This is a genomic window from Thioclava sp. F28-4, assembly GCF_002020045.1.
Classification (GTDB): domain Bacteria; phylum Pseudomonadota; class Alphaproteobacteria; order Rhodobacterales; family Rhodobacteraceae; genus Thioclava; species Thioclava sediminum.
Genome location: NZ_MPZQ01000018.1, coordinates 1 through 21,859 on the forward strand (window position 1 = coordinate 1; position 21,859 = coordinate 21,859).

At 62.2% G+C, this 21,859-nt stretch carries 20 protein-coding genes, 1 other RNA gene and 1 pseudogene; 13 read left to right on the forward strand and 9 right to left on the reverse strand.

Annotated elements, in window-relative coordinates:
* The 4 genes from BMI87_RS20005 to BMI87_RS22695 all read left to right on the forward strand — a co-directional run.
* A partial coding sequence (locus tag BMI87_RS20005) for an autotransporter outer membrane beta-barrel domain-containing protein (protein WP_146681704.1) occupies nucleotides 1-423 on the forward strand: 423 nt, incomplete at its 5' end.
* 282 nt (nucleotides 424-705) lie between these two features.
* On the forward strand, nucleotides 706-1,050 hold the full coding sequence (locus tag BMI87_RS20010) for a DUF4440 domain-containing protein (RefSeq protein WP_078523271.1): 345 nt from the start codon (nucleotides 706-708) through the stop codon (nucleotides 1,048-1,050).
* A 302-nt stretch (nucleotides 1,051-1,352) separates the two neighbouring features.
* Entirely contained in the window at nucleotides 1,353-1,769 is a 417-nt protein-coding gene (locus BMI87_RS20015; protein ID WP_078523272.1) for a GNAT family N-acetyltransferase, read from the forward strand.
* A gap of 110 nt (nucleotides 1,770-1,879) precedes the next feature.
* A complete protein-coding gene (locus tag BMI87_RS22695) occupies nucleotides 1,880-2,020 on the forward strand; it encodes a PhzF family phenazine biosynthesis protein (protein ID WP_210402498.1) in 141 nt (46 codons plus the stop codon).
* On the opposite strand, the gene BMI87_RS20020 is transcribed toward BMI87_RS22695, so the two are convergent.
* From BMI87_RS20020 to BMI87_RS20035, 3 genes and pseudogenes are all read right to left on the reverse strand, one after another.
* Nucleotides 2,017-2,514, reverse strand: a complete 498-nt coding sequence (locus BMI87_RS20020; protein WP_078523273.1) for an AAA family ATPase — start codon at nucleotides 2,512-2,514, stop codon at nucleotides 2,017-2,019. The genes BMI87_RS22695 and BMI87_RS20020 overlap by 4 nt on opposite strands.
* 361 nt (nucleotides 2,515-2,875) lie before the next feature.
* Entirely contained in the window at nucleotides 2,876-4,468 is a 1,593-nt protein-coding gene (locus BMI87_RS20025) for a hypothetical protein (RefSeq protein WP_078523274.1), read from the reverse strand.
* A 1,411-nt stretch (nucleotides 4,469-5,879) separates the two neighbouring features.
* Nucleotides 5,880-6,062: pseudogene (locus BMI87_RS20035) on the reverse strand (IS3 family transposase); the annotation flags it as partial.
* Between the two features lie 225 nt (nucleotides 6,063-6,287).
* Here BMI87_RS20035 and BMI87_RS20040 point away from each other — a divergent pair.
* The 6 genes from BMI87_RS20040 (at nucleotide 6,288) to BMI87_RS20065 (ending at nucleotide 13,213) form a co-directional block, all read left to right on the forward strand.
* Complete coding sequence (locus tag BMI87_RS20040) at nucleotides 6,288-6,875, forward strand: hypothetical protein (protein ID WP_078523276.1); 588 nt, start codon at nucleotides 6,288-6,290, stop codon at nucleotides 6,873-6,875.
* 231 nt (nucleotides 6,876-7,106) lie between these two features.
* Nucleotides 7,107-7,592 carry a TrgA family protein gene (locus tag BMI87_RS20045; RefSeq protein WP_078523277.1) on the forward strand — a complete coding sequence of 162 codons (486 nt, stop codon included), beginning with the start codon at nucleotides 7,107-7,109 and terminating at the stop codon, nucleotides 7,590-7,592.
* 87 nt (nucleotides 7,593-7,679) lie between these two features.
* A complete protein-coding gene (locus BMI87_RS20050) occupies nucleotides 7,680-8,813 on the forward strand; it encodes an NUDIX domain-containing protein (RefSeq protein ID WP_168175250.1) in 1,134 nt (377 codons plus the stop codon).
* 86 nt (nucleotides 8,814-8,899) lie between these two features.
* Nucleotides 8,900-9,931, forward strand: a complete 1,032-nt coding sequence (locus BMI87_RS20055; RefSeq protein ID WP_078523279.1) for a cysteine synthase A — start codon at nucleotides 8,900-8,902, stop codon at nucleotides 9,929-9,931.
* Complete coding sequence (locus tag BMI87_RS20060) at nucleotides 9,928-12,483, forward strand: DUF3772 domain-containing protein (protein ID WP_078523280.1); 2,556 nt, start codon at nucleotides 9,928-9,930, stop codon at nucleotides 12,481-12,483. The genes BMI87_RS20055 and BMI87_RS20060 overlap by 4 nt, the downstream gene beginning before the upstream one ends.
* Nucleotides 12,467-13,213 (forward strand): alanyl-tRNA editing protein, encoded by a 747-nt coding sequence (locus BMI87_RS20065; protein ID WP_078523281.1) that lies wholly within the window; start codon nucleotides 12,467-12,469, stop codon nucleotides 13,211-13,213. Before BMI87_RS20060 ends, BMI87_RS20065 begins: the two co-directional genes overlap by 17 nt.
* A 144-nt stretch (nucleotides 13,214-13,357) precedes the next feature.
* Here BMI87_RS20065 and fumC read toward each other — a convergent pair whose 3' ends face one another.
* From fumC to ssrA, 5 genes are all read right to left on the reverse strand, one after another.
* Nucleotides 13,358-14,752 (reverse strand): class II fumarate hydratase, encoded by a 1,395-nt coding sequence (fumC, locus tag BMI87_RS20070; RefSeq protein WP_078523282.1) that lies wholly within the window; start codon nucleotides 14,750-14,752, stop codon nucleotides 13,358-13,360.
* Between the two features lie 96 nt (nucleotides 14,753-14,848).
* Nucleotides 14,849-15,250, reverse strand: a complete 402-nt coding sequence (locus BMI87_RS20075; protein WP_246832753.1) for an ester cyclase — start codon at nucleotides 15,248-15,250, stop codon at nucleotides 14,849-14,851.
* A 4-nt stretch (nucleotides 15,251-15,254) separates the two neighbouring features.
* On the reverse strand, nucleotides 15,255-15,719 hold the full coding sequence (locus BMI87_RS20080) for an SspB family protein (RefSeq protein ID WP_078523284.1): 465 nt from the start codon (nucleotides 15,717-15,719) through the stop codon (nucleotides 15,255-15,257).
* A gap of 154 nt (nucleotides 15,720-15,873) precedes the next feature.
* Nucleotides 15,874-16,299 carry a nuclear transport factor 2 family protein gene (locus BMI87_RS20085; RefSeq protein ID WP_078523285.1) on the reverse strand — a complete coding sequence of 142 codons (426 nt, stop codon included), beginning with the start codon at nucleotides 16,297-16,299 and terminating at the stop codon, nucleotides 15,874-15,876.
* A gap of 95 nt (nucleotides 16,300-16,394) precedes the next feature.
* Nucleotides 16,395-16,750: a transfer-messenger RNA gene (gene ssrA, locus BMI87_RS20090) on the reverse strand.
* An 89-nt stretch (nucleotides 16,751-16,839) separates the two neighbouring features.
* Between ssrA and BMI87_RS20095 the strand changes: the two genes are divergently transcribed.
* From BMI87_RS20095 to BMI87_RS20105, 3 genes are read left to right on the forward strand one after another with little or no spacing between them, the layout of a single operon-like run.
* Entirely contained in the window at nucleotides 16,840-18,408 is a 1,569-nt protein-coding gene (locus BMI87_RS20095; protein WP_078523286.1) for a glycosyltransferase family 1 protein, read from the forward strand.
* Nucleotides 18,405-19,550, forward strand: coding sequence for a glycosyltransferase (locus tag BMI87_RS20100; protein WP_168175251.1), 1,146 nt, complete (start codon nucleotides 18,405-18,407; stop codon nucleotides 19,548-19,550). The genes BMI87_RS20095 and BMI87_RS20100 overlap by 4 nt, the downstream gene beginning before the upstream one ends.
* Nucleotides 19,547-20,557: a sulfotransferase family 2 domain-containing protein gene (locus BMI87_RS20105; RefSeq protein WP_078523288.1), complete on the forward strand. Its 1,011-nt coding sequence runs from the start codon at nucleotides 19,547-19,549 to the stop codon at nucleotides 20,555-20,557. The genes BMI87_RS20100 and BMI87_RS20105 overlap by 4 nt, the downstream gene beginning before the upstream one ends.
* Nucleotides 20,558-20,576: 19 nt before the next feature.
* Here the strand turns inward: BMI87_RS20105 and BMI87_RS20110 are convergent, their stop codons facing one another.
* Entirely contained in the window at nucleotides 20,577-21,758 is a 1,182-nt protein-coding gene (locus BMI87_RS20110; protein ID WP_210402499.1) for a hypothetical protein, read from the reverse strand.
* Nucleotides 21,759-21,859 lie beyond the last annotated feature (101 nt).

Here is a 21,859-nt window from a genome sequence, read left to right on the forward strand (position 1 = left end):
GGCCCGACGGGTTCGCTCGAAATGTATCACCTCTCGGTGGACGGCTTCGACGAAACCGGCGCGGGCGCGTGGAACCTATCCGTCGGGGATCAATCCGGCACCGTGACCGTCGCCTCCGCCGGGATGCGTGGCCAATATGCGCTGTCTTCGAGCGCACAGGCCCCGACCCTGTCCGGCGCGATCAAGTACAACAAGGTCAGCGGCGACGATCAGCTCGTTCAGACCGCCTTCGTCGGGCTGCCGTCCAGTGCAACGCCAGTCGATGGCTTCGACATGAACTGGGTGACGGCGGATGTCGGGATCGACGTGCCGCTCAGCAAGACCGGGACGTTCTCTTCCAGCCTGCATGCCGGTATCTCGGGGACCTTCTCGAGCGACTATGAGAGCCACGCGCTGCAGGTGTCCTTCAACGCGAAGTTCTGAGCGCTCACAGGCCTAAACGAAGACACCGCGGCGCTTTTCGGCGCCGCGGTGTATTTTAATGGCTCCAAAAGAAACCAGTCGCTACTGACGTTAGCGGGCTCCTCAGGTTTCTGATGGCCTCATCTTCCCGTAACTTCGACCAGATCGCGTTCTGCTCGTACAACGAGCCGTCGATGTAGGGCTATCGACATGACGGTCCCCGGTCTTGCATTTTGAACCCATCTTGCCCCAGAATGTGCTCGCGGCTTGAACGTGGTATCAACTCCTCAGGGAGGCTAAGAAATGAACTTTGAAACGCTTTGGGAAATGGAGAAAAGCTTTTGGCTCGACGGGCCGGATTTCTACGAAAGCGCGATGGCATCCAATGCCAAAATGGTATTTCCATCTCCGGTTGGAATTCTCGAGGGCGAACAAATACTTGAGGGTTTGAACCAGGGGCCGCGGTGGGAAGCTGTCGATTTCGAGGACAAAACAGAGACCGGCCTGGGCCATACAGCTGTGCTTGCCTACAAGGCTACTGGGCGAAGAGAAGGCGACGCTCCTTACGTTACCCTGTGCGCCAGCACATATGTAAAGGCCGACAAAAACTGGGTTCTTCTCGCCCACCAGCAATCACCAGAAGCGTAACGCGCTCGTCCCCAAGCGGCGCTGGGAGCGGACGACCGCATTGTCTGCAAAATTGACATCGAGACCAGAAGAATGCTGCGTCGGGTTCCGAACGCCCGCCTCCGTGAAGCCGCGCTGCAGCGCCGTCGAGGACAACGAATTTCCGCTCGGGGCCGGAAGCGCTGGGGGACCAAGGCATGGACGCACTTGCGGCCAATTCCGCTACCGCCCGTAGGGGTCCTTCGATCACTGGCGCTCCGTAGGTGAAAGAACTACGTTACTATTGGCGATTCACCATATCGAACCAAGAGAATGATGGTTCCATGACACGTATTAGCTATGAAACTGTCTCCCGCGTGCCGTCTGTTGCCGAATACATGAGACTTCGTTCCGTTGCCGGTCTGAGCGCCTTTTCGGAAGAAGCTGCCGGAAAGGGTTTGGCGGGGACATTATACGCGGTGGTTATCGAACATGAGGGAGCCGCCGTCGGCATGGGCAGGCTGATTGGCGATGGGGGATGCTTCGTTCAGGTTGTGGATATCGCCGTTGATCCGCGCTATCAGGGACAAGGCCTCGGCAAGGCGATTATGTCCGAGCTGACCAGCTTTATCACCGAACACCTGCCGGCTTCGGCCTATATCAGCCTAATTGCCGATATTCCGGCGAACAGTCTTTACGAGAAATTCGGTTTCGAGGAGACGGCACCCCGTTCCGTGGGAATGGCGCGTCGGGCCGGTTAAGCGGGAAGCAATTGTCTAAAAGTGCTGCCGCATATGGTGAGGAGCCCTTCAAGGAGAGCCGGCAGCTTCCTCGACAAGCGAGGAAACATCTTCAAATTGGAGGCTTGTCCATGCGGATGTATCAGGTCGATGCCTTTACCGATCAAGTTTCTGCGGAAAATCCCGCTGCCGTTCTGGTCCTTGAGGGCTGGCTTACTGACGATCCGAGCTTGTCTTCCATACCCGTTTCGGTGATCCCAAAGCTGCCTTAGAGATGCCGCTCGATTTCTGCCACAGCGTCCGAGACAGAAAGCCTCGCCATGTCGAGTTTCACATCTGCCGCAGTCCATGGCGTGTAGTCGCGCGACAGCACCTTCTGCCAATCAGGCTTTTCGAGGCCGGGCACATCCATCTCGCGCCCTTCAACCCTCGCCCGATGCGTCACCGAGTCAGAGCAAATGGCTTCAACGCCAAGAAAACTCGCCTTGGACCGCTTTGCGGCAGCCGTGAAAATCTCGCGTGTGATCTCCCACGGGTTTACGCAATCGATGATTGTCGTATGCCCCAGATCAAGATTTGAGGCCGCAAGAGCTGCTGCGATATGGTAGCTTTCCGGACCTATGTCCCGGTCAGGATCAATCGTCCAGATCGCGGCGTCGATCTCGTCAATCCGCAGATATACGGCCCCTGTCACGACCGACAGCGCGCGTGAAATTGTGCTTTTACCAGTTCCGGGCAAGCCTGCGAACGAAATGAGAGTAGCCAAGACTGGGCCTGTAACTCACTGTTGATAGTGTTCATTTAGCCGATAGTTGAATGACCGAAAAGGTCCGCACAGCCGACCTTGGATCACCAGATGATGCTGCATGATGCCGCCGATGGCTGCTTTGGGGAAGCTGCGCCGCAGCGGGGCCGAAGCTGGCGAATGTCGGCAAAGGGCCGGGAGCGACGGCTGCTGCGGTCCGCAAGTCATCTGCGAGACCAAGGTGCACAATTTCTGCTTCGCAGCGAATGTCTGCTGTCAGGAGGCGGTCCAAAACTTTCAACAAGGTCCTGAGTTTGGACCGGGGTTTTCGGTAGCCTCCGATGAGATAGTATGCGCATGTTCGAAAAGACGAGCGTTTAGGTCACGCTGACCTTGGCGGATTATGGACTTGAATCGCTACTGTCCCGTTGCGTTTGTAAGACCTACCCCATTCGAAAAGATCGCCGTCATCGAAGGTCGCAACTGGCACGGCCTGGCGAGCAAGAAACGATTGGAAATCGCGAGCGATGTGCTCAACCGACTGTGCCAAAGGCCTCGCAAACACGAACTTCTGGGCGATTCTTGGTTTGGTCAGATATACTATTAACTTCTCGCCCTCTTGTGACTGCGAGACCACCTCGAACTCATGAATGGCCCCGAACGTCCAGTCTCCGAACTGGCCGTAGCCATAGCCCACCAGCTTCGAGAATTCGGCCATCTCGCACTCGAACAGGCCCTCAAAACGGATCGAAGCGCTCTCTTGAATCGACGCCAAGGCAAAGTAATCCCGCATGAAGCGGTAGAAATCGAGCAAAGCAATACTGGTCGTCTTGCAGCGTTCACTTCCAAGAACATTCAGGAAATAGCGTGCGCAGACCCAACACTCTTTCGCCCATGACTCCAGCGGTGCATTGAGATTAATCGTTGCGCAGAACAATTGGCCGCGCGCGACCTCGACATTCGCAGAGACCGGACCGAACGAACTCCAGTTGATCAGTGCCAACAGTCCGGCTTGCTCAATGAATGGCCGCTCTTCCTGAAGGTCGAACTGGACATTCAGTTGTGTCGTCTGGCGGTTGTCGATGTTTCCTGGCCTGGCGACGATGTCGATATGCCCTGCCTTGACCCTGATCCTGAATTCTGGGTGCTCCAAGGGTATCATCGAAGGTGCCCATGCAAGACCCGGCAACTCGATCTCGTCGTCGTTGCTGGATCGTAATTTTACAGTGACCGGACGTCCTTCTTGGGTGAAGCTGACCCTGCCATCGGTCAGTTCCTGTAGCGGAGTGCTCGCCTTGATTCCGAACCGGGTATCGAAAAGTATGAAGTTCGTGACCGGAAGGTCGGCGAGCAGACCGATCTCATGCATCACCACGTCCGCATGGGATTTCAGCGGACCAAGCTCGAAATTCCCGGTATGCGTCTCTGTCTCATAGCCGACGGAATCCACATATTTGCGCTTCTCCAGTGTGTATGCATCACCACCGCAGGTCGATAGCACAGCGAGAACCCATTCGACCGGATTGCACGATAGACGATCTGCGGCTGTGAACTTCACCGTCACCGTCTTCTTGTGGAGAGGCGCGTCACCTGCCTGCCGTGCCCGCTTCAGGTAATGACGTATTTCGTCCTTCCAGATGTGCTTGCCGTAGAGGACCGGCTTGCCTGCTTTGTTATAGTGGAACAGGAACACGAAGCTCGGCAGCGGCGATTTCGCGGCTTTCACCGCGTTTGAAAGCTTGACTGTCGTTTCAGCCTTCTTGCCACGGGTTGTCTTGATCTGCGCAAAACAGGAAATGACATGCGCTTGAAGGTCCGCCGGGACGATATTGTTCTGAGGCGGTGTGATCTCCAGCATGTGGTCCCAACCATGCTGATCGTCTGAAGCTGGGTTAACCACGGCTTCGACCGAAACATCAGGTCCTGTGCACAGGTCCGCAAATCGCCACTGCCCGTTTCGACCCTGATTTGTCATTCAAAAAGTTGCCTTCGATACTGAGCTACCCGACAACCCTGCATTACCTCAAAAACAGGGCCGGTGTGGTGAGAAGAACAAACAGGGTAGTAAAAGTGTAGAAGCGCGTTCACCGAACCAAAACTACCGTTTGTTGAGCGGGTCACCAGACCAGACATTGGTGCACGTACAGCGAAGGTATGAAAAGTCCGCACAGGCGACGTTCAGCCCTTGGAGAATGCGGCGCCGGGTCCCGAATGGCCGCTTCGGTGAAGCCGGGCTGCCGCGCCGAAAAGGATAACGAATGTCCGCTCAGGTTCGATGGAGTCAAACTTCCGAGTACAAACAAGTCGCCGCGTTCGCATGGCGCTTGGCGAACGACCGGAAACGACGCGAGCAGTCGCGTTTGAGCCTTTGGCTATGCGAGATGGAAAAACTTCCTGATCGCTAACTGAAAAAAATCGAAAAAATTCCGGCTAACGAATCTCGGCGTTTTTTCCGACCGCGCAAACTTATGCGCAAATCGCGCAAAACTTTGGGTAGAATGCAAAGCTTTGCGCAAACCTACACCTGCTCGTCAAACTCGCCAACGGCACCACCCTGGCGGCTGGTGCTTGGCACATGCTCAACGTGCCTCTCGCTGCGGCGGTCGGTGGATGATACACTTTCGGTTATGTCAACTCGCACGCTGATCTATACTGGCCCGCTGACCGATGCCGTGCTCGAGGTTCGACCTCTGACCGAGACGAAGACCGTCTGGCGTGAAGGCGAGCACTGGCGGCTGTGTAGATACGCGACGCGCACGAAGCGGTCGTATTGCGGCAACAGGGCTGGGAGCTGTTCGAAGACGGTGAAGAAAGAGAATGACAGAGACCGTCGCTATAGTGATCGTTGCTGCTCTGCCCGGTTCCGAAGCCATGCAGGCACCAGCTTCCCCCTGATTAGGAAAAATCCCACCTCTCGGTCGCCTTCAGCTATGCTCCTCGAATGACAAACACACTGCACCTTGACCGCCGAGACGTCTCGCTCTGGCTCAGATCTCGGCACCCTGCAATTCCGCACCAGCTATCTGTCTCGTGCAACTACACGACGCCGCCGAATGTGCTTGCTCATGTTGTTGTGCTGACGTCCGGCGTCTCGAGCGACAAAAGGCACGCGCCTCGATATGAGGCGATCCGTGCATTCACGGCTCTCGGCTACACACTCGAGCCGACCGGGGGCGATGTATATGACGTGTCTGTCGAGCCGACAGCGGACATGACTGATGAGCAGCGGATGGCGTGCATCCAGCGTGTCGACCTCGCTCTCGCCGAACACCCAATTCCAGATCCGATCGATCTCACAAATTACACAAAAACGCACCCAGCCAGAGACGATTTCTGATCTATAAACGCAGCGGTTCGCTTCGATATGCCGTTTTTATAATGCATGCGTAATAGAGGCCCGTCGCGATCCTCTCGCGCCGGCAGAGCTCGGCAATACTGTCCTCGCCGCGCAGCCCTTCCAGGGCAATGTGGATCTTCTCTTCGGCGGAATGATGCTTCCGCGTCCGCCGGCGGATGTCCTTCACCATCGACTCCGCCGTCGGCTTCGCTGTTCCGGGTTTCTGTCTCATCTTCACTCCTTGGTGGTTACGAAGAGCCAGAAATCCTCCGTTACAAAATCAACTCAGATGTCCCAGGGGGGGCTGACGGGGGACAGCGATCGATCGCGATCCGAAAGGGAGGCACGTTTCGTTCGAAGAGATCGGTGCTCTCATCGATGCATGCGAATTTCCGCATCATCTGCACATGCTTCTGCTCGATCTTGGGTGCACCGCAAGAAGTGGGGGGGCATCGATATGACTACCGAGCAAATCCTATGGGATTTCGATGCGCTGGATATGCTTCCTATCGGTATGCGGCAGACGACGAAGTATCGTCCGATCGTGCCAGTCACAGGCCCAATGAAGTGGGCTGTCGCCGAGGCTGTGGCGACTGCGGGCCGTGATCGGAAACTCATTCACTTTCGTGCACAGGGCCTGACAGGCCGGAACGGCACTCAAATCATACACCGCATCGCAAAGAGTGCGCTCGGATCAGCGGCAGACAAAGTGAACTGGTATTCGATAAGGCACAGCTTGATCGACTTTCTCGAGATGCGAGTGCCTGGAAGATCGCTGTCTGCGATGGCTGGTCACGTAGCAGCTCTCGACACGCGAGAGCGTCGACAGCTTCGTCAGAACGACGGTAGCGAGACGACGCGCATCTATCTCAGAGCGAAGCTCAAGCACCTTGATCCGATCCGGCGGACGCTCGAAAACGAGTGGTGGCGAGAGATACAGAAGCACTGCAAGACCGATCTCAGGCTTGAAGGTCTTGCATCGGAACGGGCCTGGTTAGATGCAAAACAGATGCATAAGCCGCGTAAGCATTTGATAAATATATAGTAATAGCCACGTCCACGACGTCGCGATCACCCGCGAGAGCCCGAACTACCGGATCGGCTAAGGCGCGCAGCGCCGCATTGCGATAGACACGAAAGGCCCGGCCAGCGATGGTCCGGGCCTTTTTTACGGCATATTACGCAGCGTAAACTTTTCATAGTTTCGCCGTAATCGCCCGTTAACCAGAGGGGATCACCCTCAAACCGTTCCTTGGTTTCGAGATGGAGGTCCGACATGATGCACCGAATTGCCGTGCGCAACTCTCAGGCGCAAATCCCTACGATCGCGAAACTTTTCGCGGCGCTGGCGCTTGGGGCGACCGGGTTCTTCGCCGCGCAGCAGATCATGCCCGCGATTCCCGCCGGGACCGACGGGGCGAAGGAATTGTGGCTGATCATGGGCTCGTTCGGGCTGCTGTTCGGCTGGCGCGTGGTCGGGGTTTCCGCCGGGCGCCGCTGGGTCGACGCAATCAATGACGGGCTGCGCGGCGGTCTTTACGTCCTGCTGTGGACCTTCGCCTTCCTCGGTGTGATGCAGATGCTGAAACTTGCGCTGCGCATGCGCTATGACGATGTGCTCTCCGCCGTGACCGACGTCATCGGGCAGGGCACCGCGATCGGGGTCGCGTCGCTCGGGATCATGCCGGTCGTGACGCTGGGGCTGGGCGCGATGGGTGCGGGGCTTCTGTCGGAGTTTGCGCATCGCCGCTACGGGCGCTGAGCGCGAAACCCATCACACCCTCCGCTTGACATCGCGCGCCTGCCTTGCAGGTTGTGGCGCATGATGTGCCAAGCTGCGGGGACGGTCATGCAACGACATTTCTTTTACGGCACGCTGTGTCATCCGCCTCTGCTGGAGGCGGTCATCGGACGTGTGCCGCAGCTCGTTCCGGCGCGGCTGGAGGGCTTTGCCCCGCATGAGGCCTGCCGCGAGGGGCAGGGCTTGGGCTTTCCGATCCTGATCGCGACACCGGGGGCCGAGACGCGCGGCGTCGTCGCCGATCTGACCGAGGCCGAGGCCGAGCGCATCGCGTGGTACGAGGACGGCTACGATGCCGAGATCCGAGAACTCGAGACCGGATCGGGGCCGCGTGAGGCGAAGCTTTGGCTGCCGAAGGTGGGACGCTGGGACGTGGGCGATGCGTGGACCCTCGGAGACTGGGCGCCGAAATGGGCCGCGCTGAAGACCGAGGCCGCGCGGCTTTTCATTGCCGAGGCGCAGGCCGTGGGGCCCGACGCCGCCAATGCGCGCTATCACGCGATCCTCGTGCGCGCGGCGTCTACCTTGCGTGCGCGCGCGGCCCCGATGGCGCAGCATTTGCGGCGGGATCTGCATGAAGGCGACATCAAGATCGACGCGCAACAGACTGCTTATGCGAAGTTTTTCGCGGTCGAGGACTACAAGCTGGAACATCGGCTGTTCGTCGGCGGGATGAGTGCCAAGCTCGACCGGGCGGCCTTCGTCTCGGGCGATGCGAGCGTCGTGCTGCCATACGATCCGGTGCGCGACCGGGTGATGCTGATCGAACAGATCCGCACCGGGCCACTCGCGCGCGGCGAGCCGAACCCGTGGATGATCGAGGCGATCGCGGGCCGGGTCGATCCCGGCGAGACACCCGAAGAGGCGGCGCTGCGCGAGGCGGGCGAGGAGGCCGGGATCACGATTGCGCGCCTGATCGAGGCCCCGCGCTACTACCCGTCGCCCGGCGCGAAAAGCGAATTCGTCTATTCCTATATCGGGATTGCCGATCTGCCCGACGAGGCCGCACAGCTTGGCGGCAAGGCCGATGAGCACGAAGATATCCGCGCGCATCTGGTGCCGTTCGAGCGCTTGATGACGCTGGTTGCGACCGGCGAGGCGGGCAATGCGCCGCTGGTCGTGCTCGCGCTCTGGCTCGCCGGGCAGCGCGCCGCACTGCAGCGGATGGCTGGCGTCGCGTAATCGCGGGGTTGAGGTGGCGCGCGCCGCGTCCTAAGTCTGATTTCAACGGCCCCGTTGGGGGTTACTCGATACGGGAGGAATGCGCGATGCGTATCTGCAGCGATCTGGCGTCGGCGGTGGGAAATACCCCGCTCATCAAGCTCAGGAAGGCATCGGAAGAGACCGGCTGCACGATCCTCGGCAAGGCGGAATTCCTCAATCCCGGCCAATCGGTGAAAGACCGCGCAGCGCTGTTCATCATCCGTGACGCGATCCAGCGCGGCGAGCTTGCGCCCGGCGGCACAATCGTCGAAGGCACGGCGGGTAATACCGGCATCGGTCTCGCGCTCGTGGGTGCCTCGATGGGCTTCCGGGCGGTGATCGTGATCCCCGAGACGCAGAGCCAGGAAAAGAAGGACATGCTGCGGCTGGCGGGGGCCGAACTGGTGCAGGTTCCGGCCGCGCCCTATCGCAATCCGAACAACTACGTGCGCTATTCCGAGCGGCTCGCGAAGGAGCTGGCCAAGACCGATCCGCATGGCGCGATCTGGGCGAACCAGTTCGACAATACCGCGAACCGGCAGGCCCATATCGAGACGACCGGCCCCGAAATCTGGGATCAGACCGGCGGCAAGGTCGACGGCTTCATCTGCGCGGTGGGCTCTGGCGGCACGCTCGCAGGCACCGGCATGGCGCTGCAGGCCAAGGGCGTGAAGATCGGTCTCGCCGATCCCGACGGCGCGGCGCTGCACAGCTATTACACGACCGGCGAGTTCAAATCCGAGGGTTCCTCGATTACCGAAGGCATCGGGCAGGGGCGCATCACCGCCAATCTCGAGGGCTTCACCCCGGATATGAGCTTCAACATCCCCGATAGCGAGGCGCTGCCGGTGGTCTTCGACCTGCTGCAGGAAGAAGGCCTCTGCCTTGGCGGCTCCTCGGGGATCAATATCGCGGGCGCGATGCACATGGCGCGCGAGATGGGGCCGGGCCACACGATCGTGACGGTGCTGTGCGATTACGGCAACCGCTACCAGTCGAAACTGTTCAACCCCGACTTCCTCAAGGGCAAGGGCTTGCCGGTGCCGGAATGGCTCGACCGGGTTCCGCGTGAGATGCCGGAGGTCTTCGAGGGATGATCCTGCGTCTGGCGCGTCTGCTCTTGCTGGCCGTCGCGCTGGCGCTCCCCGCGATTGGTTTCGCGCAAAGCCCCGAAACGCCCGATTACAAGGCGTGGGAACAGACCGCGACCGAAGCCGAAAAGATGGTGCAGGCCGATCAGGCCCAACGCCCGGCCTTCGACAAGATCCGGCAGGAGGTCGTCAACTGGCGCGAGAAGTTCAAGGCGGCCGAGGATATCAACGCCAGCCAGATCTCGACCGTGAAGGCGCAGATTGAGGCGCTCGGGCCCCCACCGAAGGAGGGCGAGAGCGAGGATCAGGCGATTGCCGACCGGCGCAAGAAGCTCAATGACGAGCTGGCAAAGCTACAGGCGCCAGCGCTGCGCGCGACCGAGGCCGCCAGCCGCGCGGATTCCATCGTCGCCAATATCGATCAGGTGCTGCGCGCGCGCCAGACCGACAAGCTCCTGCGGCTGACGCCCTCGCCGCTCAATCCGATCAACTGGCCCGAGGGGGTGAAAGTCCTCACCGGGCTGACCTCCGATCTCGCCACGGAGATGGGGCAGCAACTCAATCAAAATGATCCCTATGCCAATGCGCGCAACAATGCGCCCGCGATCGTCGGGCTCTTGCTGGTGGCGCTCCTGCTGGTGCTGCGCGGACGGATCTGGATCGACAAGCTCGCCGATGCGCTGGAGGCGCGGCTTGCGCGCAATGCCCAGCGGGTGATCGATTTCATCGTCTCGCTGGGCCAGCTGTTGCTGCCGATCGCAGGGATCGCGCTGCTGGAAGCGGCGCTGGTCCAGACGGCGTTGTTCGGCGCGCGCTGGATGGAATTGTTGCTCGTCATCGGGGTGGTCCTGAGTGCGGCTTTCGTGGCCTTCTGGCTCTCGGGGCGCATCTTCCCGCGCAACGACAGGCAGATCACGCCCTTTACCTTGCAGAGCGAGCGCCGCCGCGAAGGCCGGGTGTTGACGATCACGCTCGCCGTGCTTGCGGCGATTCAGGGCCCGTTCGGCGACTGGCTGGTCGCGCGCGGGCAGGACGTAATCGAGGGCGGCGCGAAAACGGCCAAGGAGATTGACGCGGCGGGGCATACGCTCGATGCAGGCTTCGGCGTGCTGGTCTTCCCGCTGCAGGTCCTTGCCGCGATTGCACTGTTCCGCTTCGGCCAGCTGCTGCGCCGCCACCTGCGCAACGAGACCTCCGGGAGCGAGGAAGGCGCGTTTCGCGACCGTCTTGTCGGCGCGCTCGGCAATGCGCTGATTGGCGTCGCGGTGGTCGCGCCGGTTCTGGGCGGGATCGGCTATATCAACGCCGCCAATGCGCTGATCTTCCCGACCATACTGACGCTGGGGCTGATCGCGCTGGTCCTGGTGCTCAACCAGTTCTTCACCGATGTCTACGTGCTGGTCACCCGGCGCGAGGATGACGGCCGCGACTCCCTGATCCCGGCGCTGATCGGCTTCCTGCTGGGCCTGCTTGCCATGCCGCCCGCGGCGCTGATCTGGGGCGCGCGTCCGGCCGATCTGGCCGAGATGTGGACGCGGTTCCAGAACGGCATCTCGGTCAGCGGCGTCACGATCTCGCCCGGCATCTTCCTGACCTTCGCGATCGTCTTCGTGATCGGCCTGATGGTCACGCGGCTCCTGCAAGGGGCGCTGAAGACCTCGCTGCTGCCGAAGACGAAGATCGACAAGGGCGGCCAGAATGCCATCGTCTCGGGCCTTGGCTATCTCGGGATCTTCCTCGCCGCGATAATCGCGATCTCTTCGGCCGGGATCGACCTCAGTTCGCTCGCCATCGTCGCCGGTGCGCTCTCGGTCGGTGTCGGTTTCGGTCTGCAGACGATCGTGCAGAACTTCGTCTCGGGCATCATCCTGCTGATCGAGCGCCCGATCTCCGAGGGCGACTGGATCGAGGTCAATGGCCAGATGGGAATCGTGAAGGCGATCTCCGTGCGCTCCACCCGGATCGAGACTTTCGACCGAACCGAAGTCATCGTGCCCAATGCGGACCTGATCTCCGGGCAGGTGACGAACTGGACGCGCGGCAATGTCACGGGCCGCCTGATCGTGCCGGTGGGCGTGGCCTATGGTACCGACACCCGCAAGGTCGAGAAGATCCTGCACGAGGTGGCCGCGAACCAGTCGCTGGTGATGATGAACCCCGAGCCGGTCGTGATGTTCAAAGGCTTCGGCGCGGACAGCCTCGATTTCGAGGTGCGCGTGATCTTGTCCGACGTGAACTTCATCCTGCGCGTCCAGAGCGAGATGAACCACGAAATCAACCAGCGCTTCGCCGAGGCCGGGATCGAGATTCCCTTCGCACAGCGCGACGTGTGGCTGCGCAACCCCGAGGTTCTGCGTCCCAAGGAGGAGCAGGCCGAAGAGGACGCGGATGCAGACAAGGAGAAGTCTTCTGCGGACCCAGGCGAAGACGACAGCGACACCAAGCACCCCGTCACCCGCGCCGATTACGGCAAGCCCCAGCCCGGTGAAGGGCCCGAGGGGATGGAGGAGCAGCGCCAAGACACTTCAGACGGAGAGGCCGATGCCGGAGACCGCTAAACAGCCGCAGCAGCAGAGCTACCGCATTCACCCCTATGCCCGCGATCTCGAGGTCCGGGTGACCGGCCTGACCGACGAAGGCGGCATCTATTGCGCGGATTCGATCTTCTACCCGACCGGCGGTGGTCAGCCCGGCGACAGTGGCAAACTGGTCTGGGATGGCGGCGAGATCGAGATCGCGACGGCGGTGAAGGCCGAGCCCGGTGCGCCCGGTGCGGTGATCCTGGTCCCGGCGGAGCCCCAGCCGCTGCCGCCCGTCGGCGCACAGGTCCAGCAACATCTCGACTGGGAGCGTCGCCACCGTCACATGCGCGTCCACACCGCGCTGCACCTGCTGTCGGTCGCGATCCCGCTGCCGGTGACGGGTGGGCAGATCGGCTCTGAAAAGGGACGGCTTGATTTCGATATGCCGGAGCGGCCCGAGGATCTGGAGGCAATCGAGCGTCAGTTGAACGACTGGATCGCGCGGGACCTCAAGGTGGTCGAGCATTGGATTACCGATGCCGAGCTCGAGGCGCAGCCCGATCTGGTCAAGACGCTCTCGGTCGCGCCGCCCAAAGGTCAGGGCTGGGTGCGTCTCGTGGCAATCGGCGACGAGGCGGACCGGATCGACCTGCAGCCCTGCGGCGGCACGCATGTCGCCTCGACCGGCGAGATCGGCGCCCTCAGGATCGGAAAGATCGAGAAGAAGGGCAAGATGAACCGCCGCGTGCATCTTCATCTGGCCTGAGAGCTGCGGGTCGGGCGGGGGCGCTGCCCCTCTGCCTGCGGCATTCACCCCGGGATATTTGAGCAAGAGCGAAGGGGCGCGCGGAGCCCCAAATGCAAAAGGGCGGCCACCGGGGCCGCCCTTCGTTATTCATGGGAGCTTGGATCAGGCTTTCGGGCCGATCATCTGCTCGGGGCGCACAACCTTGTCGAAGGTTTCCTCGTCGACGAAGCCAAGCTTGATCGCTTCTTCCTTCAGCGTGGTCCCGTTCTTATGCGCGGTCTTCGCAACCTTGGTCGCGTTGTCGTAACCGATGGTCGGCGCAAGCGCGGTGACCAGCATCAGCGACTCGTGCAGCAGCTTCTCGATGCGCGGCTCGTTGGCCTCGATGCCCGCGACCATGTTGTCGGTGAAGGCCGAGGCGCTGTCGCCCAGAAGCTGCATCGATTGCAGCACGTTGTAGCTCATCATCGGGTTGTAGACGTTGAGCTCGAAATGACCCTGCGAGCCCGCGAAACCGACGGCGGCATCGTTGCCCATCACATGCGCGCAGACCATGGTCAGCGCTTCGGCCTGCGTCGGGTTCACCTTGCCCGGCATGATCGAGGAGCCCGGCTCGTTTTCCGGCAGGATCAGCTCGCCCAGACCGCAGCGCGGGCCCGAGCCCAGCAGGCGGATGTCGTTGGCGATCTTGAAGAGCGAAGCGGCCACGGTCTTCAGCGCGCCCGAGAACATCACCATCGCATCATGCGCGGCGAGCGCTTCGAACTTGTTCGGTGCGGTGACGAAGGGCAGGTCGGTGATCTCGGCCATGTTCGCCGCGACCGTCTCGGCCCAGCCCACTTGCGTGTTCAGACCGGTGCCGACGGCGGTGCCGCCTTGGGCCAGTTCGTAGATGTCGCCGAGGCAGGCTTCGACGCGTTCGATCCCCTTCTTCACCTGATGGGCGTAGCCGGAGAATTCCTGACCAAGCGTCAGCGGCGTCGCGTCCTGCGTATGGGTGCGGCCGATCTTGATGATGTCCTTGAAATCCTCGGACTTGGCTTCCAGCGCCGCGTGCAACTTGCGCAGACCCGGCAGCAGAACGTCACGTGCCTGCATCGCGATCCCGACATGCATCGCGGTCGGGAAGGTGTCGTTCGAGGACTGCCCCATATTGCAGTGATCGTTCGGGTGGACCGGGTCTTTCGAACCCATCTCGCCGCCGAGGATTTCGATCGCGCGGTTCGAGATCACCTCGTTGGCGTTCATGTTCGACTGCGTGCCCGAGCCGGTCTGCCAGACCACCAGCGGGAAGTTGTCGTCGAACTTGCCTTCGATGACTTCGCCCGCGGCCTCGATGATCGCATCGGCGATCTTCGCGTCCATTTTGCCCTGCGCCTTGTTGGCCATCGCGCAGGCTTTCTTGATCACGCCGAGGGCGCGGATGATCGGGACGGGCTGGCGCTCCCAGCCGATCGGGAAGTTCATGATCGAGCGCTGCGTCTGCGCGCCCCAATATTTGTCGGCGGGAACTTCAAGCGGGCCGAAGCTGTCGGTCTCGGTGCGGGTCGCGGTCATCTGGGCCTCCATGATTGCGCGCAATCTTTCGCTCGCACTGATAGGGCGCGCTGAGGGATTTTGCAACGGTATACGGAGGTATACTTGGGGTGGCTCTCAGATCTGTGCGGCGATCGCATCCCGGTCGATCAGGGAATGCACCTCGCGGATGCGGCCATCGGTGACGCGATAAAAGACATGTTCGTCGAAGGTCACGCGGCGGCCGTTCACCGGCAGATCGAAGAGCATTCCCACAGGCGTGCAGTCGAAATGCAGCCGGGCGGCGATCACCGGCGGATCGGCCACGAGCGTTTCTGCGCGGAAGTGCAGGTCGGGGATCGCACGATGGTCCCCCTCGAGCATCTCGCGATAGCCTGCGAGGCCGAGCGGGCGCGCGTTATGCGTGACCTCGGGATGCACGAAATCGCCGAGACGCGCCCAGTCCTGAGCGTTCAAGCAGTCAAGATAGCCGTGATAGAGCGAGAGGAGAGTTTCGCGGTCCAGAGGCTTCGAAGCCACCGGGTTACTTGCGGAATTGATCGAGGCTGACGACCTCGGCCTCGCCACGTTCGGCGGGGGCGGCCTCTTCTTCCTCGGCCAGCTCATCCTCTTCGATCTCGTCGTCTTCGTCATATTCCTGCGTCTCGAAACGCAGGCCGAATTCGACGGAAGGGTCGACGAAGGTGGTGATCGCGTCGAGCGGCACGTAGAGCGGTTCGGGCGAATTGCCGAAATTCAGCGTGATCGAGAACCCGTCATCGCCCACTTCGAAATTGTCATACCAGTTCTGGATGACGATGGTCATTTCTTCGGGGTAGCGCTCGCGCAGCCAATCGGCCAGCTCGGCATCGGGATGACGGGTGTCGAAGGTGATGAAGAAGTGGTGCTCGCCGGGCAGGCCATTGGCTGCGATGTCGCTCAGCACTGTCTGGATCAGCCCGCGCATCGCGTGATGCATCAGGTTGCCGTAATCAATGGATTGCGTCATGGCCGGGTCCCTTTCTTCTCGGGCTCAGCATAGGGGATTCGTGGCGGGCCGCAAGGCGGGCAGAGTGGCGCGAAGGCTGACGTCGAGGGCATGTGCCGGGTGAGCCGGAATCGGATCTCGCGCAACCTTGGGGAGAACCTCGCGGGGGCGGCGCCTATCCCAGCACTTCGCCCGACAGGCAGAGCGCGACGGTGTCGCGCGGCATCATCTCCAACGCCTCGAAGAGTGCGATCACATCGTAATTATTATACGCCTCCACGATCCTGTCGCCGCGAAACCGCATCGTCAGTTGCCCGGTGAATTCCACCGCGCGCGCCGAGTGTGCGGATTTTCCGGCGATTTTCAGAAGCGTCCAAAGCCAATCCTCCGTCTCGACATGGCGCAGCACGGTGATCTTGATGTCCTGCAGATGGGCGCGCAGGGCCGGAACCAGCTCGCGAAACTCCTGCGGTCGCAATTCGAGCCCCGGCATCAGCCCGTTGGTCTGCGCCTCGGCATCGAACAACCCGTCGACCTCGTCCAGCCGCCCTTCGCCCCATACGGCATGGAGCCACGTTTCGATCCTCGCAAGCCGGGACATCGCGCCTCTCCGTTTCCCGTCGGTCCTGGGGGCACCATGGCAGGTACGGATTTCAAACCGGTTAACGTCGGTCGCATCGAAAGAAGAGGGGGGAAAGTGCAGGATTCTGTTGCAAGGCTCCTGCGGGCCCCGCCTTACGCGGCTAAGCGCAAGGAGTTAAGTTTCGGTTACCCGAGCTGCTTACGCAGCCAGAGCGACCGGAGCACGGTTGTCGTTGGCAACTGTACAAATCGCACCGATAACGGTGGTAGCTCACCGGGACAAAGCAAACATCTTTACACGTTCGTCGATCCTATTTCGGCCCCATTCTCCCCCAACGAGGGTTGATTGGTGGAGCCGCCGGGTACCGCCCCCGGGTCCGATCCGCTTATTTCATGCGCGTTTATGCCCATAGTCCCCGTTGCCGGGAACGTCTTGGAATATAGGGGGAAGATCGGGGCGCTTCAAGGCGTCGCGCGCGCCTGATGCGCATTAACCGGACGTGAACTTGCCGCGCGTTATAGCTCGAGTCGGGCCAAGAACTGGCCAAGGAGGGGCGCGATGAGCGACAAGACGATCTTGATCGATCTCAGCACAAGCTATCAGTTCCGCCATTGGCGGCCGATGGGCATCTTGCGGGTGGAGCACGAGGTCTGGCGGGCGTTTGCGGCCAGGTTTGGGGCGCGCGCGGTACCCGCGATCTATGACGCGGCGCGCGGCGGGTTCTATCGCATCCCGAAGGCGATCTTCGAGGAGGTGATCTTCCGCAACGGTTGTCAGCCGGAGGCGCCGTCACGCGCGCTCACCGCGCGGCGGCGCTGGCGCTCCTGGGCGCGGATCGGACGGTTTTTCTGGCGCGCCCGGCGCCGGATGCGGGCTGTCGGGCAGGGCGGGCGATACGACGAGGCCGAGACCCGCGTGCGCCGGGAGAGTGCCGTGGCGGAGGAGTTGTTGCGGTTGAGCGGTGAGGAATATGCCCTGATGCGCCAAGGGCTCGTGGCTCTGGAACGGGTCGCGCCGGGGATCGCCCCGCGCATCCGGGCGCTCGATGCTCTCAATCACCGGGCGCATTACGGGCTGGTGCATACGGTCCACGACCAGATCTGCGCGGATCGAAATCGGATCGCGCCGGAAGAGGTGGGCGAGTATGTCTCTGCCGGTGGGTTCTGGGGCGATGCGCGCTACCGGGCCGCCTATGAGATGCGGGCCGCTCATGGGTGGCGGCTGAGCTACTACATCCATGACCTGATCCCGATCCTTTGGGGGCATGTCGCCGAACCCACGACGCGCAAGACCTTTCCGCCCGCGCTGCATTGGATGCTCTGGGGCGTGGATCGGGTCTGGACGAATTCAGAGGTGACGCGGCGCGATCTGCTCGTCCATGCCGCCAGCTGCGGCTATCCCGAGTTGCAACCGGAGAAAGTGCGCGTCGTGACGCTTGGCGCGGACGCGCTGCGCGAGACCGCGCCCGCCACCGATCTCGCGGGGCTCTTCGCACATCGCGATCTGGAGCCTGGGGGCTACGTTTTGATGGTCGGCACGCAGGAGCCGCGCAAGAACCATGATTTCACCTATCGGCTCTGGCGCGAACTGGCTGCGCGCCGCGACCATATCATGCCGCTGGTCTGGGTCGGGCAGCCCGGCTGGTCGATCGGCCCGCTGCTTGACATGGTGCGCGCGGACCCCGGCTTGCCGCATGGCGCGATCCGCATCCTCGATGATGTCGACGACGCCGAGTTGCAGGCGCTCTATGCGCATTGCCGCTACACGATCTACCCGTCCCATTACGAGGGTTGGGGGCTACCAGTTGTCGAGTCGCTTTTGCATGGCAAACCCTGTCTGACATCGGATGCGCCCGCCTTGATCGAGGCGGCGGAGGGCTGCGCGGAGGCGATCGGGCTTCTCGAGGGCGAGCGGTGGCTTGCCCGGGCCGAGGCGCTGATGGAGGACGAGGCAGCCTATCGCGCGGCCTGTGCGCAAGCGGAGCGGTTCACGCCGCATCGATGGGCCGATTTTCGAGAGGCGCTCACCGCCGGGTTCGACGCGGCCGGCGATGACACCTCCACGCGTGACCCTGCATGGACCCAGCAGAGGCGCCAGCCGATCCCCTATCGCGAGGATGCCGCATGAAGATCGCAGCTTTCGGTCATTACCCGATCCACCGCCCGCTGCATGGCGGCCAGCGCCGGGTCGCGGCCATCGCCCGGCAGGCGCGCGCGGCGGGCCACATCTTTCGCTACGTCCCGATCTACTCGACGCGCGGCTATCCCGACGGCTCGCCCGATGAGCGCCGCACGGCGGTGCCGGAGGCGTTGCTTTCGCGTCTCCACGATCCGCAGCGCCGCGAGGATCTTCATATCTCCGACACGCTCAAAGATCGTCCGCTGATCGAAGGGTTGATCAGGGAACTGCGCGATTTCGCCCCCGATGCGGTGCAGTTCGAACATCCGTGGCTCTATCCGCTATTCGCCGAGGCGTTGGACCGCGATCCGGTCTTGCGCCGCGCCCGGCTGAGCTATTCCGCGCATAATGTCGAGGCCGCGCTGATCGATCCGCATTGGCGCGCGGAGGCTGAGGCGCTCGAGGCCGCGCTCGTAGCGAGGGCCGATCTCACCATCGCCGTCTGTGAGGCTGACGCGCGCCATTTTGCCGGTCTGCCGGGTGCGACAGAGGTCGTTGTCGCGCCAAACGGCTGCTGGGCGCCAGATCCCGAAACGGTCCCGTCCGCGCCGCTCGACGGACCCTACGCGCTTGTCGCGGGCTCCGCCCATCCGCCGAACGCGCGCGGCTATTGGGCGTCTTTCGGCGAAATTCCCGGCTTCCTGCCACCGCGTAACCGCCTCGCCGTGGCAGGCGGCATGACCCATCTGATCACCGCCGACGACCGCTTCCGCCGCTATGCGCAGATGAATGCGGAATTCGTCGCGCCCCTGGGTGTGGTGGCGGAAGAAGCCCTCACCGGTCTTCTGCATCACGCCCGCGCCATATGCCTGCCGATCACCGAGGGCGGCGGCACCAATCTCAAGACCGCCGAGGCGCTTTTGTCGTGCAAACCAGTGGTCGCGATGCGCCCCGCGATGCGCGGGTTCGAAGAGGCGGAACGCCTCAGCGGCGTGCATGTCGCAGACGACCCGGAGCAGTTCCGCCGCCTGCTGCGCGATGCCATGACCGGCGCGATCGGCTCGGAGCGCCGCCCAGAAGAGGTGGCGCAATATGGCTGGCCCGCGCAGCTCGCGCCACTGATCTCCCGTTATGAAAGTCTCGCCGCATGAAAGATTTACCGCCGCACCGCGTCGCCTTTGCCGATCCCGATCTCGCCGCGCAGACGCAGGCCACTCCGGTCGCGATAGACACCTTGTTCCAGACCTATCTCGGACGCCCGGCGAAAGAGGGGGCGCAGAGCGCGTTGAAGGAGCGGCGCGCGAGCGTGGCCGATGTCGAGCGAGAGTTGCGGGGATCGGAGGAATATCTCCGCAAGGCGCGGCTGCTGCGCGATCACGATCGCAGCCAATATGATGGCGCGATGCTGTATATCGCACCTGCGCGCGTGGTGTTCTGTCCGATCGCGAAGGTCGCCAATACGTCGGTCAAGGATTGGGCGCTGCGGCTTGTGGGCGACGGAAGGCCCGAACCCGGCATGTCGCATTACTGGCTCGATTCCGGGCAAAGCCGGATGCAGGCGCGCCATTGGGCTTTCGCCGCGCGCGACCGCGTCGATCATGCGCGGGACTGGGTCTCGGTCGCGCTGCTGCGCGATCCCGTCGACCGGTTGGTCAGCTGTTACTGCGACAAGTTCGGGCGCAACCGAATGCAGGACTCGGTGCTGCATCATACGCGCCCGGTCTATGCGTTTTTCGCGCGCGGGGGCGATTCAGACCGGGAGATGATCGAACGCGGATTGAGCTTTCGCCAGCTCTGTTTCTACATCAACGCGACCGCGCGCGAGGTGCAGGACAGCCATTGGGCCGCACAATGGAGCTACCTGCAAAATCGGCGCTGGGACCGGCTGTTCGCGCTGGAGAAGATCGAGAGTTTCGAGAATTTCATGCGCGATCGCTTGCCGGAGGAGCTTCGCGACATCCGGTTGGGGCTGACCAATGCCGCGCAAAAGGCGCGCGGGCGGTCGTCCCATAATCTCTCCGATGCGCTTCCGGGGGAGTGGATGGGCGCGCGCACGCCGCCCTATGAGGCGTTCCTTACAGACGATATTCGCGGCTTCATCGGCGATTACTACGCGCTCGATGTACGGCTGCATGCGCAGGCGCTTTCCGAGAGTTGAGCCGCGATGGCCCCGCCGATCAGTCGCCTTCGGCCGGAATGCCAAGAAGCGTGATCGCCACCCCCAAAGCAGCGAGCGACCAGAACGCGTAGCGCTTCGTGCCCTCGGTCTGCAGCGCGGCGAGCACCGCTTGCAGCGTGTAATAGCCCGCGAAGGCGCGCGACGCGTAGGAGATGATCTGGAACAGATCGGTCGTCCAGGTCAGCGCGATGCCTGCGCCGATCAACACCGGATAGGCCGCTTTTTGCGGGATCTTCCCGCGCGAAAACTCCGCGATCAGGCCGCCCGCGCCCCCGGTATCGGCCACGGCGGCGGAAAATTGCGCCGCCAGCGCTGCGGCCACCAGCATCGCGGGCAGGATCGGAGCGACGACGCGCATCATGTCGATGATCGCGGTCTCGGTCAGGTTATGGGCGTTGGGCGTGAAGATGTAAGCCAGCAGCGCGATATAGACCATGTAGATCGCCGTCGCGAGCATCTGCGCCCATTTCATCGCGGCGACCCGGGTGTCGGCATCGTAGCTCTTGCCCAGATAGCGCGCGGTCTCGAACCCTTGAACGGTCACGATCAGGCCGAAGAGCAGTCGCAGCGAGTCCCACGGGCCCAGCGTCGGTGCATCGACCACCAGATCGCCGGCGACGGCCACCTTGCCGAAATAGACCGCCAGCCCGAGGATCAGACCGGCGATGATCGCGAGCTTGAGCGCGACCGAAGCATATTCCATTTGCTCGAGCCGTTTGAACCCGCCGGAGAACCCGGCGATGGCGACGATGGCGAGCATTGCCGTGGTTACCGCGCGTGCCGCGAAATCCGTGTTCCACGGCGTGAGCGAGACGGCGAAGGCTCCGAACAGATTGAGGTAATAGGCGACCGAGATGACATAAGCGAAGGCGAGCGCCAGCTGCGCCACCTCTTCGATACGTTTGATCACGGCGGTGTCGGGCACCTCCTCGGCGCGGATGTTGGCGCGCACGGCCGCACCGAAAAACCATCCCAGACCGCACAAAGCCGCCATCGCGAGCGGGGCGAAGCTGCCGTAGCGCACCTCTAGGATCGGCCCCAGCACCAGAAACCCCGAGCCGATGATCGAGGCCAACGGCGTCACCATCGCGCGCCATTTCGGGCGGTCGCGCAGTTGGGGCAGGAACATTGCGGCAAGGACGATCAGGGCGAGAAGGATAATGGCTGAGTCGAGTATCATGGTCTGTCTCAAATGGTCGGTTGCACGCAGCTAGCGCAGCAGGGGCAATTAAAAAGGGCCGCGTCAGACGCGGCCCTTCGCTGTGATCTATTCGGCGCAGT

Excerpts from the sequence above, each read along its gene's own strand:
- BMI87_RS20055 (WP_078523279.1), top strand. The coding sequence starts at position 8,900 with ATGCGTATCTGCAGCGATCTGGCGTCGGCGGTGGGAAATACCCCGCTC.
- BMI87_RS20100 (WP_168175251.1), top strand. The coding sequence starts at position 18,405 with ATGAAGATCGCAGCTTTCGGTCATTACCCGATCCACCGCCCGCTGCAT.
- BMI87_RS20060 (WP_078523280.1), top strand. The coding sequence starts at position 9,928 with ATGATCCTGCGTCTGGCGCGTCTGCTCTTGCTGGCCGTCGCGCTGGCG.
- BMI87_RS20050 (WP_168175250.1), top strand. The coding sequence starts at position 7,680 with ATGCAACGACATTTCTTTTACGGCACGCTGTGTCATCCGCCTCTGCTG.
- BMI87_RS20095 (WP_078523286.1), top strand. The coding sequence starts at position 16,840 with ATGAGCGACAAGACGATCTTGATCGATCTCAGCACAAGCTATCAGTTC.
- BMI87_RS20025 (WP_078523274.1), bottom strand. The coding sequence starts at position 4,468 with ATGACAAATCAGGGTCGAAACGGGCAGTGGCGATTTGCGGACCTGTGC.
- BMI87_RS20010 (WP_078523271.1), top strand. The coding sequence starts at position 706 with ATGAACTTTGAAACGCTTTGGGAAATGGAGAAAAGCTTTTGGCTCGAC.
- BMI87_RS20110 (WP_210402499.1), bottom strand. The coding sequence starts at position 21,758 with ATGATACTCGACTCAGCCATTATCCTTCTCGCCCTGATCGTCCTTGCC.
- BMI87_RS20085 (WP_078523285.1), bottom strand. The coding sequence starts at position 16,299 with ATGTCCCGGCTTGCGAGGATCGAAACGTGGCTCCATGCCGTATGGGGC.
- BMI87_RS20045 (WP_078523277.1), top strand. The coding sequence starts at position 7,107 with ATGATGCACCGAATTGCCGTGCGCAACTCTCAGGCGCAAATCCCTACG.
- BMI87_RS20040 (WP_078523276.1), top strand. The coding sequence starts at position 6,288 with ATGACTACCGAGCAAATCCTATGGGATTTCGATGCGCTGGATATGCTT.
- fumC (WP_078523282.1), bottom strand. The coding sequence starts at position 14,752 with ATGACCGCGACCCGCACCGAGACCGACAGCTTCGGCCCGCTTGAAGTT.
- BMI87_RS20015 (WP_078523272.1), top strand. The coding sequence starts at position 1,353 with ATGACACGTATTAGCTATGAAACTGTCTCCCGCGTGCCGTCTGTTGCC.
- BMI87_RS20105 (WP_078523288.1), top strand. The coding sequence starts at position 19,547 with ATGAAAGATTTACCGCCGCACCGCGTCGCCTTTGCCGATCCCGATCTC.
- BMI87_RS20080 (WP_078523284.1), bottom strand. The coding sequence starts at position 15,719 with ATGACGCAATCCATTGATTACGGCAACCTGATGCATCACGCGATGCGC.
- BMI87_RS22695 (WP_210402498.1), top strand. The coding sequence starts at position 1,880 with ATGCGGATGTATCAGGTCGATGCCTTTACCGATCAAGTTTCTGCGGAA.
- BMI87_RS20065 (WP_078523281.1), top strand. The coding sequence starts at position 12,467 with ATGCCGGAGACCGCTAAACAGCCGCAGCAGCAGAGCTACCGCATTCAC.